Annotated in this window: 13 protein-coding genes; 10 read left to right on the top strand and 3 right to left on the bottom strand. The window is 66.5% G+C overall.

Going from position 1 to position 17,243, the window contains the following annotated elements:
• Positions 1-100: 100 nt before the first annotated feature.
• The 4 genes from AC56LG_RS20120 (at position 101) to AC56LG_RS20105 (ending at position 4,807) form a co-directional block, all read left to right on the top strand.
• Complete coding sequence (locus tag AC56LG_RS20120; RefSeq protein ID WP_497167848.1) at positions 101-679, top strand: DNA-3-methyladenine glycosylase I; 579 nt, start codon at positions 101-103, stop codon at positions 677-679.
• Entirely contained in the window at positions 676-2,331 is a 1,656-nt protein-coding gene (gene mnmC1, locus AC56LG_RS20115) for an FAD-dependent 5-carboxymethylaminomethyl-2-thiouridine(34) oxidoreductase MnmC1 (RefSeq protein ID WP_497167847.1), read from the top strand. The genes AC56LG_RS20120 and mnmC1 overlap by 4 nt, the downstream gene beginning before the upstream one ends.
• A gap of 107 nt (positions 2,332-2,438) precedes the next feature.
• Positions 2,439-3,146 (top strand): sensor histidine kinase, encoded by a 708-nt coding sequence (locus AC56LG_RS20110; RefSeq protein WP_497167846.1) that lies wholly within the window; start codon positions 2,439-2,441, stop codon positions 3,144-3,146.
• On the top strand, positions 3,143-4,807 hold the full coding sequence (locus AC56LG_RS20105) for a response regulator (protein WP_497167845.1): 1,665 nt from the start codon (positions 3,143-3,145) through the stop codon (positions 4,805-4,807). Before AC56LG_RS20110 ends, AC56LG_RS20105 begins: the two co-directional genes overlap by 4 nt.
• A gap of 206 nt (positions 4,808-5,013) precedes the next feature.
• Here AC56LG_RS20105 and AC56LG_RS20100 read toward each other — a convergent pair whose 3' ends face one another.
• Both AC56LG_RS20100 and AC56LG_RS20095 read right to left on the bottom strand, forming a co-directional pair.
• A complete protein-coding gene (locus tag AC56LG_RS20100) occupies positions 5,014-8,304 on the bottom strand; it encodes a patatin-like phospholipase family protein (protein ID WP_497167844.1) in 3,291 nt (1,096 codons plus the stop codon).
• 131 nt (positions 8,305-8,435) lie between these two features.
• Positions 8,436-9,134, bottom strand: coding sequence for a PhaM family polyhydroxyalkanoate granule multifunctional regulatory protein (locus AC56LG_RS20095; RefSeq protein ID WP_497167843.1), 699 nt, complete (start codon positions 9,132-9,134; stop codon positions 8,436-8,438).
• 112 nt (positions 9,135-9,246) lie between these two features.
• Here AC56LG_RS20095 and AC56LG_RS20090 point away from each other — a divergent pair, with 112 nt between their 5' ends.
• The 5 genes from AC56LG_RS20090 to AC56LG_RS20070 all read left to right on the top strand — a co-directional run bounded on the left by AC56LG_RS20090 (position 9,247) and on the right by AC56LG_RS20070 (position 16,232).
• Positions 9,247-10,377 (top strand): DUF3108 domain-containing protein, encoded by a 1,131-nt coding sequence (locus AC56LG_RS20090; RefSeq protein ID WP_497167842.1) that lies wholly within the window; start codon positions 9,247-9,249, stop codon positions 10,375-10,377.
• A gap of 2 nt (positions 10,378-10,379) precedes the next feature.
• Positions 10,380-11,120 carry a DUF3108 domain-containing protein gene (locus AC56LG_RS20085; RefSeq protein ID WP_497167841.1) on the top strand — a complete coding sequence of 247 codons (741 nt, stop codon included), beginning with the start codon at positions 10,380-10,382 and terminating at the stop codon, positions 11,118-11,120.
• A 206-nt stretch (positions 11,121-11,326) separates the two neighbouring features.
• Positions 11,327-12,700 (top strand): hypothetical protein, encoded by a 1,374-nt coding sequence (locus AC56LG_RS20080; RefSeq protein WP_497167840.1) that lies wholly within the window; start codon positions 11,327-11,329, stop codon positions 12,698-12,700.
• Complete coding sequence (locus AC56LG_RS20075; RefSeq protein WP_497167839.1) at positions 12,693-13,403, top strand: hypothetical protein; 711 nt, start codon at positions 12,693-12,695, stop codon at positions 13,401-13,403. The genes AC56LG_RS20080 and AC56LG_RS20075 overlap by 8 nt, the downstream gene beginning before the upstream one ends.
• 6 nt (positions 13,404-13,409) lie before the next feature.
• Complete coding sequence (locus tag AC56LG_RS20070) at positions 13,410-16,232, top strand: ATP-binding protein (RefSeq protein WP_497167838.1); 2,823 nt, start codon at positions 13,410-13,412, stop codon at positions 16,230-16,232.
• 175 nt (positions 16,233-16,407) lie between these two features.
• Here AC56LG_RS20070 and AC56LG_RS20065 read toward each other — a convergent pair whose 3' ends face one another.
• Positions 16,408-16,923: a hypothetical protein gene (locus AC56LG_RS20065; protein ID WP_497167837.1), complete on the bottom strand. Its 516-nt coding sequence runs from the start codon at positions 16,921-16,923 to the stop codon at positions 16,408-16,410.
• A 104-nt stretch (positions 16,924-17,027) separates the two neighbouring features.
• Between AC56LG_RS20065 and AC56LG_RS20060 the strand changes: the two genes are divergently transcribed.
• Positions 17,028-17,207, top strand: coding sequence for a hypothetical protein (locus AC56LG_RS20060; protein ID WP_497167836.1), 180 nt, complete (start codon positions 17,028-17,030; stop codon positions 17,205-17,207).
• The last annotated feature ends 36 nt before the right edge of the window (positions 17,208-17,243 follow it).

Raw genomic sequence — 17,243 nt, 5'->3', positions numbered from 1 at the left:
GTCGACAGACGGCGTCCGTGACGGCAAAGCGCGCCCCTGGAGCGATCCCGGGGCGCGCTTTTGTTTTATCGCGGGGTGGTGCTGACGTATACTTCACGCCATGACGATCCACCGCTGCAGCTGGGCCAACCCGGCCAATCCCCGCTACCTCGATTACCACGACCATGAATGGGGCGTGCCTTGCCATGACGAGCGGCGCCTGTTCGAAATGCTCAACCTCGAGGGCGCCCAGGCCGGCCTGTCCTGGGAAACCATCCTCAACAAGCGCGACAGCTACCGCGCCGCCTTCGACGACTGGGATGCGGACAAGATCGCGCGCTACGACGATGCCAAAGTGGCGCAATTGCTGGCCAATCCCGGCATCGTGCGCAGCCGCCTGAAAGTGGCGGCGGCGATCACCAATGCGCGTGCCTACCTGGCGCTGCGTGCAGAAGGCCAGACGCTCGACGCTTATCTGTGGTCCTACGTCGAAGGCCAGCCTCTGGTGGCGCAGTGGCCGGACGGCGCCCGGCCGACGAAAACCGCACTGTCGGACCGCCTCTCGAAAGACTTGGCCAAGCGCGGCTTCAAATTCGTCGGCTCGACCATCGTATATGCCTACATGCAGGGCATCGGCATGGTCGACGACCACGATCGGCATTGCTTCCGCCACCGTCCCAACGGCGCAGGCTCGGCGTGAACCCGGCACGCTTCTGGCAGGGCCGCGAACGCTATACGGTGTTCGATACCGCCTACGGCAATGGCGCGCGCGCGGCCGCGCTGATCGCCGCCTGGCGCAACGACCCGGAGCGGCCGGCGCGACTGCACATCGTGGCACTCAGCGATGGCTTGCTGCCCGGCTTTCACCGCATCCCGCAAGACGACGATGCCGTCACCCTCGACCTGGTGAATGCGCCGTTGGACGCGGCACTGGCCCAGCTCGCCGCGCGCATCGACTTCGTGCAGCTGCACGGCCTGCGCGGACCGAACACCGGGTTTGCGCGCGCGCTGGCGCGTCTGGCCGCCGGCGATGCGCGCCTCGCCTTCGACTGGCTCGAGCAGGAGCAGGTCGCCGCGCTGATGGCGCAAGGCTTCGTGTTCGACAAGGGCGGGGCGCGCTTCGCCAGCCTCAAGCCGCGCCAGCCCTTGCCGGCGGTGCCGGAACGGCGCGCGATCGTCATCGGCGCCGGCCTGGCCGGCTGCGCGGCGGCCGAGCGCCTGTGCGCGCGCGGCTGGGAAGTGACGCTGGTCGAGCGCCATGCGGGGCCGGCGGGCGAGGCGTCGGGCAACCTGGCCGGCATTTTCATGCCGCTGCTGTCGAAAGACGACAACATCCCGACCCGCCTGACGCGCGCCGCCTACCTGTATGCGCTGCGCTACTGGGAGACGTTAGGCGGCATCGGCAACGCCATCGAAGGCGCCGCCTGCGGCGTGATGCAGCTGGCGCGCGACGCCGGCCATGCGGCCGCCTCGCGTGCCATCGCTTCTAGTGGCACGCTGCCGCGCGAGTTCGCCGAATGGCTGGAAGCGCAGGAGGCGAGCGAACTGCTCGGCTTGCCGGTGCAGGATGGCGCCTGGCTGTTCCGGCAAGGCGGCTGGGCGCGCCCGGGAAGCGTGTGCGAGGCGATGCTGGCCGCCTGCGGCGCGGGCCTGACGCGGCGTTTCAATGCCGGCAGCGTGACCCTGGCGCGCGCCGGCGAAGAATGGGAGGTGCGAGGTGAGGGCGGCACGATCGCGCGCGCGGCCACCGTGGTGCTGGCCGGCGGCGCGGGTTCGACCCGGTTCGCGCAAGCCGCGCGCCTGCCGCTGTCGAACCTGCGCGGCCAGGTGACCCACCTCGACGCCGCCACGCTGCCGCAGCTGCCGTTCGTGCTGTGCCGCGAAGCCTACCTGACGCCGGCCGCCGGTGGCATCGCCTGCGCCGGCGCCACCTATGACCTCGACGCCGATCCGCGCCTGCGCGCAGCCAGCCAGCAGGAAAACCTGGAACGCCTGCGCGCGCTGGTGGCGCAGCCGCAAGCCGGTGCGGGTGCGCCGCTGGCCGGGCGCGTCGGTTTCCGTAGCGTCGCGCCCGACCGCCTGCCGCTGGTCGGCGCACTGCCCGATTTCGAGGCCGCCGGCGCGACCGAACGCCTGCGCGACGTGCCGCGCCATCCGGGCCTGCATGGCTTGCTCGGCTATGCCTCGCGCGGGCTGATCTGGGCGCCGCTGTGCGCCGAGTTGCTGGTTTCGCGCCTGGAAAACGCACCGCTGCCGCTGGAGGCGGCGCTGGTCGATGCCCTCGATCCGGCGCGCTTCGTGTTGCGTGCACGCCGCACTGGGCGGGGCCCGGCGCCGTTTGCGCCGGATTAAACGCCGTCATGCTGGCGCAAGCCAAACCGCCGCGCCGGACCTGCGTATAATTAACGTACGGCAACTTTCCTGCGCTATTTCGGTGGCGCCCGCAGCGATCCCAGCGTATGGACGACACTTCACCTTCCCAGGACTTGCTCCTGTTCCTGGCCTCGACCGCCCACGACATGAAGAATTCGATCAGCGTGCTCTCCGGAACCCTGGAGCGGCTACTGGTCGATGGTGCGCCGCAGGCCGACGCCACCTATCCGCAAATGGCGCAGATGCTGTACCAGACGCGGCGCCTGAACGACAACCTGATGCAGCTGCTGGCGTTATATAAACGGGTCGGCACGCCCGACTATCCGTTCGACGTGCAGCCGATCGAGGCGGACCAACTGGTGGCGCAAGTGGTCGCACTCGGCCGCGTGCTGCTGGACGCCAAAGGGATCGTGCTCGACGTCGCGCTCGAGCCCGGCCTGATCTGGCACCTGGACGAGGACCTGATCGTCGGCGTCGTCGCGCATGCCGTCAATAACGCCGTCCACTACACGCGCGACCGCATCCGCCTGGCGCTGGGCACGGTCGATGGCTTGCTCGAGATCCGCGTCGAGGACAACGGCGCCGGCTATCCGCCGGCGTTGCTCGCGGCCGGCGCGGCGGGCTTGTCGCAGGTCGCCAGCGGCATCGATTTTCGCAGCAACAGCGCCGGCCTGGGCCTGTACTTTTCGCGCGAAGTGGCGCGCATGCACCGCCACCGCGGGCGCGAGGGCAGCGTGCGCCTGGAAAACGGCGGCGCACTCGGTGGCGGCTGTTTCATTCTGAGTTTGCCATGAACGCGCCCGCAGCAACGAAAGCCGAGCCGATCGACTGGGCGGGTAAACATTACCTGGTGGTCGACGATTTCATCGGCGTGCGCCAGCTGCTGCGCGAAAGCCTGCGCAGCCTGGGCGCAAAGAACATCGACCAGGCGGCCAGCGGCGGCGAAGCGATCGGCCTGCTCGCCAAGCTGCGCTACGACGTGGTGCTGTGCGATTTCAATCTCGGCGACGGCAAGAATGGCCAGCAGGTGCTGGAAGAAGCGCGCGTGCGCAACTTCCTGCTGCCCTCGAGCGTGTGGATGATGGTCTCGGCCGAAAAGAGCGTCGAATCGGTGATGGGCGCGGCCGAACACCAGCCCGACGCCTACCTGGTCAAACCGATTACCGAAGGGGTGCTGCTCACGCGCCTGAACCGCGCCTGGCACCGCAAGCAGGTGTTCCGGCCGATCGACCAGGCTTATGCCGAAAAGGATTACCTGCGCGCGGCGCGCTTGTGCGACGAGCAGATCGACGCGAGCCCGGTGCATGAAGTCGAACTGCTGCGCATGAAGGCGCGCCTGATGGAAAAGAGCGGCGAGCCGGACAAGGCGCGCGAAGCCTACGAACGCGTGTTGAATGGGCGCGAATACCAGTGGGCGCGCGCGGGCCTGGCCAAGATCCGCCTCGCCAACGGCGAATTCGAGCAGGCGCGCCAGATGTTCCAGGGCGTGATCGCCGAGAACCGCTATTACATCGACGCCTACGACCAGCTGGCGCTGGCCTACCAGGGCATGGGCAAGCTCGAAGAAGCCTGCTCGATCCTCGAACGCGCCGCCAAGTTGTCGCCCAACTCGGTGCCGCGCCAGCGCAACCTGGGGCAGATCTGCCTCAAGCTGGGCAATGTCGGCATGGCCGAAAGGGCGTTCAGGAAGTGCATCGCCATCGGCGAATATTCGGTGCGGCGCACGCCGGACGCCTACCTCGGCCTGGCGCGCGTGTGCGGCCTGAAGAACGATCCGAAGGAAGCACAAGTCCTGTTGCTGGCGGCGCAGCGTGAATTTGGCGAAGCCCATCCCGACATCGACCTGCGCGCCAAGATCACCGAAGGCCTGGTGTACCACGAGAGCGGAGACTACCGGCGTGCGCGCAAGGCCGGCGACGAACTGGAAGCCTTGCTGGGCAGCCGCGAGGACCGTCCCGATACCGCCACCTGCCTCGAGATGGCGACCCTGCTGTTCGCGGTCGGCGTCAAGGAAGCGCCCGTCGACCTGCTGTGCTACGTCATCCGCAACAACCACGACAACGCGGTGCTGCTCGACGAGGTGCAGGCGATTTTCGACAAGGCGCGCTTGAGCGACGAAGGCGTCGACTTGATCCGCTCCTCGAAAAAGGAAGCAGCCGATCTGATGAACCAGGGCGTGCTGCTCTGGAAGACCGGCAAGCTGCAGGAAGCCGTCGACTGGATGCGCTCGGCGCGCGCCCGCCTGCCGAACAACCAGCGCATCCTGTTCAACGCCGCCCAGGTGCTGGTGTCGCACATGCGCGAGCGCGGCCACGACGAAGCGCTGGCGCAGGAAGCGCACGCCGTACTCGCCCACGTCGACCGCCTGCAGCCGGGTCAGCAACGGTTTGCGCAGTTGATGGAGCAACTGGCGGCGCTGGCGCCGAAGACGGAAGCTCCAGAGACGCCCACCTGATTCGCTAGCCGTCGTGTACCTTATGGGGTCATCGAGGCCAATGGCCTCGATGACGGGTTCACCGGGCTCCGCCCACGCGTTACGGGCGCTTCCTTGAACCCGAGGCTGTAACCTGTCGCCCACGATGTGTTTGCATCGTAGCGCGCCCATCGGCGCCGGCGCAAAAAGGATACGTGCGTAACGCGTGGGCGGAGCCCACCCTACGGTTATCGAAACTCGTTGCGTACCTCAGGATTTGCGTCGCGCACGGGCGGCGGTGCAGGCGGTGTGGCCGGTGCCACCGCGTGCCCACCCCGTAAGGCTTCGCACAATTTGACCACATCGTGTCCGCCGGCCGCTTTGGCCGACAGCGCCGCCGCCTTTGCCAGTGCCGCCTTGGTGATGTGGTAGCCGAGCGCCCGGTAGCTTTCGAACTGGGCTTCGTCGAACCACTGGTCGGCTGTGCTCTGGTGCGGGTAGGCGGGATTCGCCTTGCGGTAGTTGAGCACGTCCGCGTTTTCCGAGCCGACGATGGCTGGCTTGATGTACAGCAGGGTGCCGTCGACGCCGTCGGCGTCGACGTGGCTGTAGCGGATCGCGCCGACTGCGCAGCTGCAGCCCGACAGGCCGGTGTCGCCGGCGACCGCCATTTTCGAGACGTCGAGGTCGATGCCGATGTGCAGGTCGGTGGCGCATTTGCGGATCGCGTTGCCCAGGTCTTCGAAGGACATCGCCTTGTCGCTGGCGACGTCCACCGCGACGACCAGGCGGCAGCGGCGCCGTACCAGTTCGTAGATGCCGAGGTTTTCGAAGTGGCCGCCGTCGGACAGGTAGACGTAGTTGGCGTCGGCGTTGGTCATGCCGAACAGTTCGGCGATGAGACTGAAGAGGCCAATGCCGGGCGAGGAGCGGGTCCAGCTCGACTTCAGCGGGTTCGGGCACCAGCGTCCCAGGCGCACGTTAAACATCGTCATCAAGAAATTCAGCGGCGGCGACGAGTGGGTGCCCATGTTCGGGCTGGCCGCCGCGCCCGACAGGGCGACAGCCATGCCGAGGCGCACCGTGGCGTCGTCGTCGCCGCTGCCGGGCCCCGAGGCGTATTCGCGCGTGGGCCGGTAGACGCCGCGCTGGGCGTCGCGCAGGCCGCCGTTGGCTCCCGGCGTCGGCGTCAGCGGCATCTCGAAGCCGCAAAAGCGCGGCGTGAACGCGAACGAGGCGGCTTTCCTGGTCTGCCAGGCCAGCTCCTCGCCGCCCACCAGGTTCAGGGCGGTGTTGACGATGTGGTAGGGGCGCTGGTTTTCCATGTCGGCCAGCTGCGGGTCGTCGCTGGGATCGAAGCCGGTGAACGGGTGCGGTTTGCGGCGCGTGCTGCTGGCGCCGAAATAGGCGCGCACCAGGCGGTTCCGGTACAGCATGTAGAGCGAGAACTTGTTGATGTCGACGCGCCAGCCGAGCAGCAGGGCGGCGCCCAGGAAGCAGCAAAAGGCGATCACCAGGGTGCTGCCGTCGCTGGCCAGCGTGGCGTTGGCGTGGGCGGCATACACGCAGGGCAGCGAGACCGGCGACGGGCAGGCGACGTCCGGCATGGCGACCACCGCCTGCACCAGGCTCGACAGCAGGGCGAAGATGCCGACCGTGAAAAAGTAGGGCGCCAGGCGCGCGGCGAGTTCGCGCTTGGCGCAGTTGCCGTCGCGCGAGCCGGTGGCGCTGCCGCTGCCGGCTTTCAAACCGATGACGGTCATGACCAGCCAGCCGAGCGCGGTGCCGGCGTTGGCGATCGGCTCGTAGGTCAGCCAGGCCCAGTGCAGGAGCGGCGCGCAAAAGAAGGCGACCCCGAACATGATCAGCCAGGCCAGCGAAAAGATCGACGACCAGGCGCCTTGCCGGCTCCACCATTCGCGGCTGGCGTCGCTGTACAGGGGGCCGATCAGGCCGATCATCAGCGTCATCGTCACCGAGAACAGCGTCATCATCAGCGGCATGCCGAAGATGCCCAACGCGATCGCATTGTTCAGGATCGGGTGTTCCTTCGGATTGGGCAGCAGCGCCAGGCCGGTCAGCAAGAGCAGGGTGCCGGCCGCCAGCGCGCCGATCGCGCAGACGAAGTGGCTCATGCCTTCCTTGAGTTCGTTGCGCGAAATATCGGGAAGCAGCGCGGGAATCGGGCGGCGCAGGCGCTGTTCGAGCGCGAGCGCGGCGCCGTACAGGATGAGCAAACCTGTGACGGCCGGGCAGACGCGCCAGGCCAGCAATTGCGCGATCTCGATCGAGGCCAGGTGGGCGACCGCGCCCGGTGCGAATTCGAGCGCCGCCGACAGCGTCAGGCTGGCGACAAAGGCGGCGCCGGCGCCGCACAGCACATAGCCGGCGCCGCGGTAGGGGCTGGTGCGGTCGTGCGCCAGGTACCAGCCGCTGGCCCAGACGATGAAATACACCAGCCCCGGCATCAGCAGCCAGGCCGCGCCCCAGCCGTGAAAGCGTACGGGTAAACCTTCTTCCCACAGGATCGGCAGGGCCCCGCCGTGGCGCCACAGGCCGATGCTGACCAGGAAGCCCGCCAGCAGCAGCGGCAGATTAATGCAGCGCAGGACCGCTCCCTGCTCCAGCGGAAAGCGGCGCAAGCCGGTCGAGCTTTCCGGCTTGCTCGAGATACTCAGGGCGATGCAGAAGACGGCGAACAGGAACAGCACCGTGCCGGCCAGCCAGATCGCGTCCGACCAGGCCGCCCAGGGCGCGCCCGGCTTGACAACGCGGTGCACGGCCCAGACCGCGAAGCGCGGCAAGATCAGCAGGGCGCACAGCCAGGCCACCAGCATGGCCAGGTTCAGGCAGGTGTTGCGCACATAGGTGCCGATCAGGGTCCAGGTATCGGCGCTGAAGGTGCCGCTACGCGGCGACAGGTAATTACTGTACTGGCGCAGGAACTGGATCTCGACCGGTTCGCTGGCGACCGCCTGGCCGGCCGCACCGGGCGTGAGCAGGGCTTCGACGGCGGCCACGTCGCCGCGCCGTTCGCGGATGCATTTCGACAGCCAGCCGCCAATGAAACCGCCGCCCGAGACGGTCGACAGGTAATCGACATCGCGCAGCAGGCGCAGTTCGGCAATCGCCTGCAGGGCGCCAAGATTAAAAGTGGCGCTGCGCACGCCGCCGCCGGACAGGGCCAGGCCGGCCAGCTGCGCCTCGTGGGCGCGCGTGAGCAGGGCGCAGGTGGCGGCCGGCTGCACGTCTTCCGGGCCGCCGCTGGGCGCGTTCGGTCCCGGGCGCAGCAAACCGAGTTCGTTCTGGAACACTTCGCTGAAGACGCTGCCGCTGCAGGCGTTGAGGCGGCGCCAGGTCGCTTCATCGAGCGCGCCGCCGCCGGGCAGGTTTTGCTGCTTGCGGAAGGCGGAGATTGCCGCGGTTAGTTCTTCGAGGCGGTGGGCGCTGGGCGGCACCGGGCAGCCGGCGCTCTCGAGCTTGCGCCGGACGTCGGCGACCTGCTCGGCAGTCAAACGCGAGAAATTGATAGTAGGCATGCCGTTCTCCAACAGGGGAATACGGCGGCCGGATACCCCGGCCGTGTTGTCAAGTTCAACACGACAGGGGCGGGTGTGATGCCCGTCAAATCAAGACATGGGCTCGCTATTGCGGTTTATTTGCGCTGGGATCAAGCTTTATCGGATTTTGTCCGGGAAGGTTTCTGCGAAGAAGTGCCGGGCGTGCCACCGACGTCGCCGCCCGTGGTTGCGCGTCCGGATGGATCGGGTACGTCGCCGGGCTTGGCCTCCGCCGTGTTGCCGGCCCCCTTGCCGTCGGCCTTGTCGCTGGCCGGCTTGGCGTTTGCTCCGCCGTCGGCTGGCATGGCGCTGGCCACGGCCTGGCGGAACTGATCCTGCAACAAATTCCACCAGGCGACGGCAGGCTGCATGGCGGCATCCGCGCTCGCGCCGCCCGGGGCGGCCTGGGCAGACGCCTGCGGCGGTGGCGTCGGCGTGCCCGCCTGCTGCATACCCGCGGCATTGAAGAAGGCGGAGAAGGGCGGCAGCGAAGATGTTTGATCACCCTGCTGGCCCATGGCCTGGGCCATGCTGTCGCTCATCGATTTCAGGGCGGCGATAGTGCCGCGCTGCACCTCCAGCGCCTGGATCGAGGTGCGCAGCATCGACAGGTTCAGGTTAAGCCAGCTTTCGACGGCCTTCAGGTCGGTGATGCGCTTGTCGAGGTCCTCGGTCGAGAGCGCCGGGGTGCCCAGGCCGGGCGTGCTCAGCGCGCCCATGCCGGGCACGCCCATACCGCCCCAGAGGTTCTTTACGAACTCGAGCGTATCCGTCATGCCGGGCACATTCTGCGAGGGTGGTTTCTGCATGGTCGTCTCCGTTAAGTGGTCGTTCTAGCGTAGCAGATAAATAACACGCGGATCAATCGAAGTCGGAGCCAGCCGGACAGCAAGGGCGGACGTGGACAGGTATATTAGCGGGATGGGTATCGTCTCCGTCATCGTCCGGCAGCGCCGCGCCGTGCTGCTCGGCGCACTGATCGTGTTCCTGCACGCCGCGCTGTTCTCCCTCATCTCTGGTTCGGTGGCGTTGCCGCGCCTGCAGGCGTCCGGCGGCATGGATGTCATGCAGGCGCAGTTGCTGCCGCCACCCGCGCCCCCGTCAAACCCGAGCGACCCCGTTCCCCTGCCGCTGCCCAAACTCGCGTCGCTGCCGCTGCCCCCGCTGCCAAAAATAGCGCAGGAAAGTGCGCCCTTCCTGAACGAAGAAGCGGTCGGACCCGCGGTCGAGCCGGGCAGCGGCGGCAGCGGCGAGGCGCCGGCTCCTGCGTCTGTGCCTGCATCTGCGCCGATCCCGGCCGCGGTCGCCACCGCCGAGCCGCCACCCGCGCCTGTGCCCGCCGAACCGGTCCCGCCGGCGGCGCCCGAAGCGCGCCGCTACAAGGTCGACATGCCGCCGTCCGCGAAGATCATGATGGACGTGGCCCGGGTCGATGCCGACGGCACGCGCTGGAGCGGCGAAGCGCAACTGGCCTGGAGCGTTCGCGACGACAGCTATCGCATCGAATTCGAGGCCGGCATCCGCATCCTCGTCACGCGCGTCAACCTGGCCGTGCTGACCAGCGAAGGGGCATGGGCGGCGACCGGTTTCGCCCCCGTCAAAATGACGGAAAAACGGCGCGGGCGCGCGCTGACCGCCACCCATTTCGACTGGCAGCACGACCGCATCACATTCTCGGCTTCGCAAAAGACGGTGCCCCTGATGGCGGGCGCCCAGGACAAGGCCAGCGTGCCGCTGCAACTGGCGGCGATCGCGCGCGGCGACCCCAGCCAATTGACGGGCGATATCGACCTGCAGGTCGGCGAAGACCGCGACGCCGTCGTGTTCCGCTTCGTCGTGGTCGGCCAGGAAGAAATCGACACCAGACTCGGCAAGCTGCAGGCGGTTCACCTGACGCGTCCGCCAAAAGAAGGGTCTTACCGTTCGCGCCTGGACATCTGGCTGGCCCCGGGCCGGGGCTGGTATCCGGTGCAGATTCGCAATACGGAAGCCAACGGTGCAGTGACCACGCAAACCGTGAATAATATAGTCCTCACCGATACAGGAAAATGATAATGCGAAGCAATCTTTTGAAGAGCGGCGTCCTTGCCATGGCGCTGGCGCTGGCTGGCACTGCACAGGCGGCGGCGCCCGTAAAACGCGCGGTCGAGTTGCCGCCATCGGCCGATCTGGCCTACGAATTGCACGCCCAGCAGCGCGGTATTGCCCTGAAAGGCGACGCGACCATCGCCTGGCGCGCCGGCGACGGCAAATACGATGTGAACGTCGAAGCGCGCGTCCAGCTGCTCGGCAAGCTGACCGAATACCGCAGCCGCGGCACGGTCGACAGCTTTGGCCTCGCGCCCGACGAATTTTATGAAAAGCGCTACCGCAAGGACGCCACCACGACCAGGTTCAACCGCGACGCCAGGACCATCAACCTGAGCGAAGCCAAGGAAGCCCAGCCACTGAAAGGGGGCGAACAGGACCGCGCCTCGGTCACCTGGCAACTGGCCTCGGTCGCGCGTGCCGCCGGCGAGGCGAAGTTCAAGCCGGGCAGCGAATGGAGTTTCATTGTCGCCTCCCGGCGCGATACCGAGCCCTGGACCTTCAAGGTGGTCAAGCGCGAAAAGATCCAGACCGCCATGGGCGAACTCGACACGGTACTGGTGACGCGCGAGGCGCGTGCCGGCAAGAGCGAAGGTCTCGACGTCTGGCTGGCGCCGGGGCAGGAGTGGTATCCGGTGAAATTGCTGTTCCGCGACAACGATCGCGAGACGATCGAGCAGACGGTCACCAGGATCACGAAGAAGTAAGGTAGCAAGTAGCGTGGACGGGTTCCCCGGCCACGTGTTGACACGCAACATCAGCCAATCGGATGTGTCATTCCTGCCAACGGGCAACATCCGTGCTGCTTTCCCCTCCTAGTTGCCCGACCTTAACTGTTATACTGCTCCCCCCGCGGAAAATTGGCTGCTGACCGGCTGTCCGACGTTCTGCGCTCGCAAAACTGGTATCCCACATGATCGACATACAGGCAGGCGCGGCCCTCGCCGCGGAACCCCCTGGATTGGCGCAGGACGAGCCGGACCCGCTCGCCGCCCACTTCCAGCAAGGCATCGCACCCGACGAAATCGAGCAGGTCTTCCACCTGAAACGCGCGCAGCCGATGCTGTCCGCGTTCACGGCGCTGTTCCACGGCACCCAGGACGGCGTCCTGGTGCGCCTCTTGGTGCTGCGCGAACTGGCGGCCGACACCGGCAGTTCGGCGTTTTCGCGCGCCGACATCAACCAGAAGCTCGCCTACCTGATCCCGGAAAGCCTGGAAACGGTGCTGAACCGCCTGCGCACCCACGGTTTACTGGCCTGGGATGCGCCCGCCGCCGTCTACCGCATCACGCCGCTGGCAAGGAATGTCCTGTCCGCGCTGGACACCCTGATCGCCCTGGCCAAGCCGGACGAGGACGACGCCGAGATGGGCTTCCTGCTGTCGCAGGTGGCCGGTGCGCAAGCCGTGGGCGGCGTCACGGTCGAGCAGCTGCGGCATTTGCTGGGGCGCCTGATCGAACTGACCGAGGAGTTCCGCGATGCGATCGCCTCCGGCTCCGAATTCAAGCTGCGCAATTCGCAGGCGAAGTGGCACATGGCGTGTGATTGGGTCGAGAAGGGCTCCGTCATCCTGCGCGCGATCACGTCCGACGAACGCGCCGATTCGGCCACCCACAAGGCGGCGCAGGCGATCGGCCGCGCGCAAAGCGCCTTGCTCAACATGCAGGGCATGTTCTCGCGCGCGCTGAACCAGATCGAACGCCAGCGCGTGCACCTGGGCCAGTCCGGCCTGTCGACGACGGACGTGAAACGCTGGCTGCTGGCGCACGACGACCTGGCCAGCCTGGCGGCAGATGCGATCGACCGTCCTGTGGTGCCGCTGTTCGGTACGCCGGCCGAAATGATCGACGTCGCCGAAACCGAACTGCTGGCCGAGCGCACCATTGTCACCGGTCCCAAGGGCTTGCCGAACGGCGAAGACGCGCCGCTGACGATCAACGACAACCCGGCCATGCAGGCCGAACTGAACGACTGGATCAATAAACTGGCCGACTTCGCCAACCTCGGCAACTTCCCGGAATTCTCGGAAACCGGACCGAAGAAGGTGCAGCTGCACGAATCGCTGCTGCCGGCCGGTTTTGCCCTGGCATCCTACCGCGCCTCGCTGCTGCCGCTGCTGGGCGACGCCAGCGAAGCGAGCCTGCAGGGCGCCACGGCGGAACTGGCGCGCCTGCCGATCCGCTTCGAGCCGACGGACGAGATGGTCCAGCTCGACGATCCGGAAGTGGCCGCCATGTCCTTTGCAACCCTTTCACTCGATCTCGAAAACGGTACTCCCGATGAATGACGACGCACAAATCCTGATCGCGCGCCTGCTGACGCACCAGACGCTGCGCCGCGACGACAAGATGGTCAAGCGCGCACTGTCGGACGAACAGTTCCGCATCGAAGTCGACAAGCGCCTGCTGGAATCCGGCCTGAAACTGCTCGACAACGTGTATGCCGACCACGTGACGATCGCGCTGCACCGCAATGTCGAGCCGAAGATCTTCGGGGCCAAGGACATCTGGCAGAACAATAACTTCGGCCTGACGCGCGACGGCGTGGCCTTGCTGGTGGTGCTGTGGGCGCAGATCATCCTGCCCAAGCGCGAGCGCCAGGAGACCCACGTCACGGTGGCGGACGACCAGAACGACCTGTTCGACAAGGACAACCCGATTCCGCGCGCCGAAGACACCTCGATCGGCATCTCCTATACGGCGCTGCTGTCGGACTTCGGCGACAAGCTCGGCAAGAAGACGCGCATGGACATGAACCTGGGCCAGCTATCGAAACTCGGTTTCATCGAACGACGCGGCGACGTGATCCTGGAAGGCCCGCTGCTCGACCTGATGATGGACACCGACGTGCTCAAGGAGCGCATCATCAACGGCGCCCTGTCCGACGTGTTCAAGCGCGCGCCGCTGGCCGCGGTGCCGCGCAAGATCGCCGCTGCCAACGACTCCGCGAACGACGCCGACGCCGTGGAACCTCTCGAACCATCGAACTGAGACACTATGTTCCACATCAAATCACTCGAGCTGGTCCACTGGGATTACTGGCAGCGGATCAAGAACATCCCGCTCGACGCCAAGATCATCACCATCGCCGGCCAGAACGGTTCGGGCAAGACGACCCTGCTCGATGCCTTGCGCACCCTGTTCGGCCTCGATTGCTCGATGGGCCGCACCTATAAACACTATGCGCGCCACTCGGGCCAGCAAAGCGCCTGGATCCGCGCCGTGGTCGACAACAAGGCGGTCGGCAAGCAGCTGTCGAACCGGCCGTTCCGCCATTCCGGCTTCTTCGCCGACGACGAAGTCACGCTGTTCTGCCAGGTGCAGAAAAACGGCGGCGACTGGAAGCGCCAGTACCTGATGCGGCCCGGGAACGTCAACATCGAAGAGGTCACCGAAGCGACCGACTGGCTCGGCGTCGAGAACTACAGGAAACGCTTAGCTTCAGCAGGGCTGTCGCCGGCGATGTCGAAAGTGCTGGCGCTGGAGCAGGGCGAGACCGATAAACTGTGCGAATACGCGCCGCGCCAGCTGCTCGACCTGGTGTTCCAGGTCTTCGGCGACAAGGAGGTGCTGGACGCCTACGACGAAGCCAAGCGCCACCAGCGCGACACCGAGACAGAGCTGAAACGTTTCGAAGCCGAGCTGGAAACCTCGCGCGTCAACCTCGAAGGCTTGCGCCTGCGCGTGGCGAACTACCATCAATGGGAAGGCTTGCACAAGGAACGGCGCGAGCTGAAGGAAGAAGTACTCCCCAGCCTCGAATACCACGAGGCGCGCGAAAAGGCGGCCAACATCAGCCGCGCACTGCACGAACAGCGTAAACCCTTGGCGCAGGTCGACAGCGTGCTGGCCGAAAAGCGCCAGTCGCTGGCCGCGCAGCAGCGCGCGCTGACCGAAGCGCAGCAGCAGGAAACCCTGCTGGAGCAGGAAGGCACGGCGCTGGCCAGCCGCCTTACCCAGATCAACACCCGCATCAAGCCGATCGAGAACCTGCTCGAGCAAAAGGAACGTCTGCAAAAGCTGGCGGCGGAAGCCGGCGCCGACATGGCCGAAGTGGCCTCGCAGCTGGAAGAAAAGGAAGCCGAGCTGGCGCGCCAGCGCGCCGCGCGCGAAGCATTGGGCACGAAGATCGCCGCAGAGATGGCGACCATCTCCGCGCTGCAGGGCAAAAGCGCGATGCCGGAGCCGGAAGCCCAGAGATTGATGCGCCGCGCCCTGCGCGACGAGGGCATCCCGCACGCGATGCTGTCGGATATCGTCGAAGTGACCGATCCGAAATGGCAGGGCGCGGTCGAGGGTGTGCTGGGCGGTTACGCCTCGGTGGTGCTGCTCGAACGCGCCAAGGATGCCCCAAGCGCCTACCGCCTGGCCGAGAAAGAGCGCTATCGCCACTTCATCGTCCCGGACTGCGTCGAAGCACCGAAGATGAAGGACGACAGCCTGCTGTCGGTAGTGAATTTCTCGGCGCCGGCCCCGGGCTGGCTGATCGATCAACTGGCGCGCATCGACCGCGTCGATTCGGTCGATGCCGGCTTCAAATCCGGTAGCGACGAGTGGATCACGCCGGACGCCTATCACCGCGAACGCCGCGGCGGACGCTCGCTGTTCGTCGAGCCGTCGCGTTACCGCTTCGGCGCCGCGGGCAAAACCCAGCGCCTGGAGGCGATCCAGAAATCCCTGCCGGCGCTGGAAGCGAAGGAAGATGCGCTCACGCTTGCCATCAGCAAGCTGGCCGCCGAAGTCGGCGCGCTGAAGGCGCGTATCGCCGGCGTCGACGCCGCCAAGGAACTGGCGGCGCGCCAGGCCGAGTTCGAGGAAGCGGCGCGCAGCATCGCACCGATCAAGGCCGAGCGCCTGGAAGTGGGCGCGCGCCTGGGCGAACTGCAGGCGCTGACGAAAAACGCAACGGTCGCGCGCACCCGCGCCGACACCGTCTGGCAGAACGCGCGCATGGCCTTGTCGGAAGCGGAAGCGGGCCTGCGCCTGAACAGCCGGCGCCAGGTCGAGCAGCGCAGCGAGCATGCGAAAGCGCTGCTGGCGCTGCGCGGCGGCTGGAAGACGATTCCGGCGGCGTGGAAGCGCGCGGCGCGCCGTGCGGCGCTGGTGTCGCAGCACCAGAATGCGCACCAGGTCAACCTGCGCATCTCCTCGCTCGAACACGCGCTGGCGCGCGACGACTGGGAACTCGACGCCACGGTGATCGACCAGTACGCACGCCTGAACGACCAGCTTTCCGGACGCCAGGTCGAGACCGAGGAGCGCCGCTACCAGAACAACCGCGCGATCGAAGCAACGGGCAATGCGCGCGGCGCCTACATCGAGCGCCTGCGCTATACGATCAAGACCTACTCGAAGAACATCAAGGACCTGGGAGAGCTGGCCGGCATCGACGTGCAGGCCGACCCGGTGCGCCTCGAGAACGACGACGTGCAACTGGCGCAGGCCGGCCTGCACGTGCGCTTCAAGTTCGACGGCAAGGACCAGATCGGCATGAACGACGGCGAAGCCTCGGGCGGCCAGCAGGTGATGAAGTCGCTGGTGCTGTTGATCGGGCTGTTGAAATCGGAAGAGGGTTCCGGCGGCTTCGTCTTCATCGACGAACCCTTCGCCCACCTGGACATCCGCAACATCCAGCTGGTCGGCGAGTTCCTCAAGAATACCGACGCCCAGTACCTGATGACGACGCCGCTGACGCACAACACCGACGTCTACGACCCTTCGGAACTGACGCTCATCACGAGCAAGAAGAAGAAGGACACGCAGTGGGCGCAGCCGATTTTCGTGCTGCAGCGGCGGAAGGAAGAGGCGCAAGCCGCGTAACAGAAAGGGACCTCGCGGTCCCTTTTTCATGCTCGTTACCGTAAAGCGCAGGGATCGTAGGGTGGGCTCTCGAGCCCACGCGGTGCGGCGTGTAAGGGTCGAGACAGGTTTTCGACCAGCAAGCGCGGGACCGCGTGGGCACAAGTGCCCACCCTACGACACCTGGTTCAGCACATCACGCCTTTTCGATCGCCTGGCGCAAACGGCGCCGCCACAGCAGCAAGCCTACTGAATACGCCGCGAAATAGGCCCCGGTCAGCCCGACGCACAGCATGGTCAGCGGACTATCGGTAAACCGCGGCGCCGGCGCGCCATTTCCCTGCTGGCTGGCATAGATCTCGACCCCGAGATACAGCACGCGCGCCACCAGCACCATCGCCATCACGATCCCGAGCCGCATCGGCGGGGTGAAGAAGTAACCGAGTTCGGTGTCTTCGTACACCGTGCGCTTGAGCGCGAACACGCCCCAGAACACGCCCAGCGCGGTACCGGCGGCCAGCGCCCCCAGCGCATACGGCCGCGCGAGCACTTCCGACAGCGACACCAGGATCATCCCGGCGAACACCAGTACGCCGGTGTAGTGGCGCGACATGATCGAGCGCTGGCGCGTCATCTGCGTTTTCAGGCGTGTATAAACGCGCCAGACAAGGATCGGCGTCAGCAGGAGCAGGGCGAGGGTGGTGATGGTCATCGAAATGGTCAAGCCTGGTTGGGTCGGAGCGGGCATTGTAACCGGGCGTCGGATGCGCACGGCCCATGGTAAGGTGACAACATCGCTTTCAGGAGACCAGACCCATGTTCCCAGCCATTCCGAATCTCACCCCGCTCCCCGTGCGCGCCCACCGCGCACCCGACCCCGTACCGGCCGACGATCCGCTGCCGGAACCGTTCGACGTGCCGCACCCGCACCATGGGCCGCTGCATACGCCGCAAAACGAAGACCCGGTGCCCGATCCGAAGCCAAGTCTGCACTGACAACGTATAAAAGAAGAGGTCCCCGCAGGGACCTCT

This window comes from Telluria sp. ZB2R32, from assembly GCF_059685715.1.
Note: the sequence above shows the minus strand (reverse complement) of the source record. Positions and strands in the feature narration are given on the sequence as shown.

Bases quoted from the DNA above. Each gene is read 5' to 3' on its own strand.
- AC56LG_RS20120 (WP_497167848.1), top strand. From the start codon at position 101: ATGACGATCCACCGCTGCAGCTGGGCCAACCCGGCCAATCCCCGCTAC.
- AC56LG_RS20110 (WP_497167846.1), top strand. From the start codon at position 2,439: ATGGACGACACTTCACCTTCCCAGGACTTGCTCCTGTTCCTGGCCTCG.
- AC56LG_RS20105 (WP_497167845.1), top strand. From the start codon at position 3,143: ATGAACGCGCCCGCAGCAACGAAAGCCGAGCCGATCGACTGGGCGGGT.
- AC56LG_RS20100 (WP_497167844.1), bottom strand. From the start codon at position 8,304: ATGCCTACTATCAATTTCTCGCGTTTGACTGCCGAGCAGGTCGCCGAC.
- AC56LG_RS20095 (WP_497167843.1), bottom strand. From the start codon at position 9,134: ATGCAGAAACCACCCTCGCAGAATGTGCCCGGCATGACGGATACGCTC.
- AC56LG_RS20090 (WP_497167842.1), top strand. From the start codon at position 9,247: ATGGGTATCGTCTCCGTCATCGTCCGGCAGCGCCGCGCCGTGCTGCTC.
- AC56LG_RS20085 (WP_497167841.1), top strand. From the start codon at position 10,380: ATGCGAAGCAATCTTTTGAAGAGCGGCGTCCTTGCCATGGCGCTGGCG.
- AC56LG_RS20080 (WP_497167840.1), top strand. From the start codon at position 11,327: ATGATCGACATACAGGCAGGCGCGGCCCTCGCCGCGGAACCCCCTGGA.
- AC56LG_RS20075 (WP_497167839.1), top strand. From the start codon at position 12,693: ATGAATGACGACGCACAAATCCTGATCGCGCGCCTGCTGACGCACCAG.
- AC56LG_RS20070 (WP_497167838.1), top strand. From the start codon at position 13,410: ATGTTCCACATCAAATCACTCGAGCTGGTCCACTGGGATTACTGGCAG.
- AC56LG_RS20065 (WP_497167837.1), bottom strand. From the start codon at position 16,923: ATGACCATCACCACCCTCGCCCTGCTCCTGCTGACGCCGATCCTTGTC.
- AC56LG_RS20060 (WP_497167836.1), top strand. From the start codon at position 17,028: ATGTTCCCAGCCATTCCGAATCTCACCCCGCTCCCCGTGCGCGCCCAC.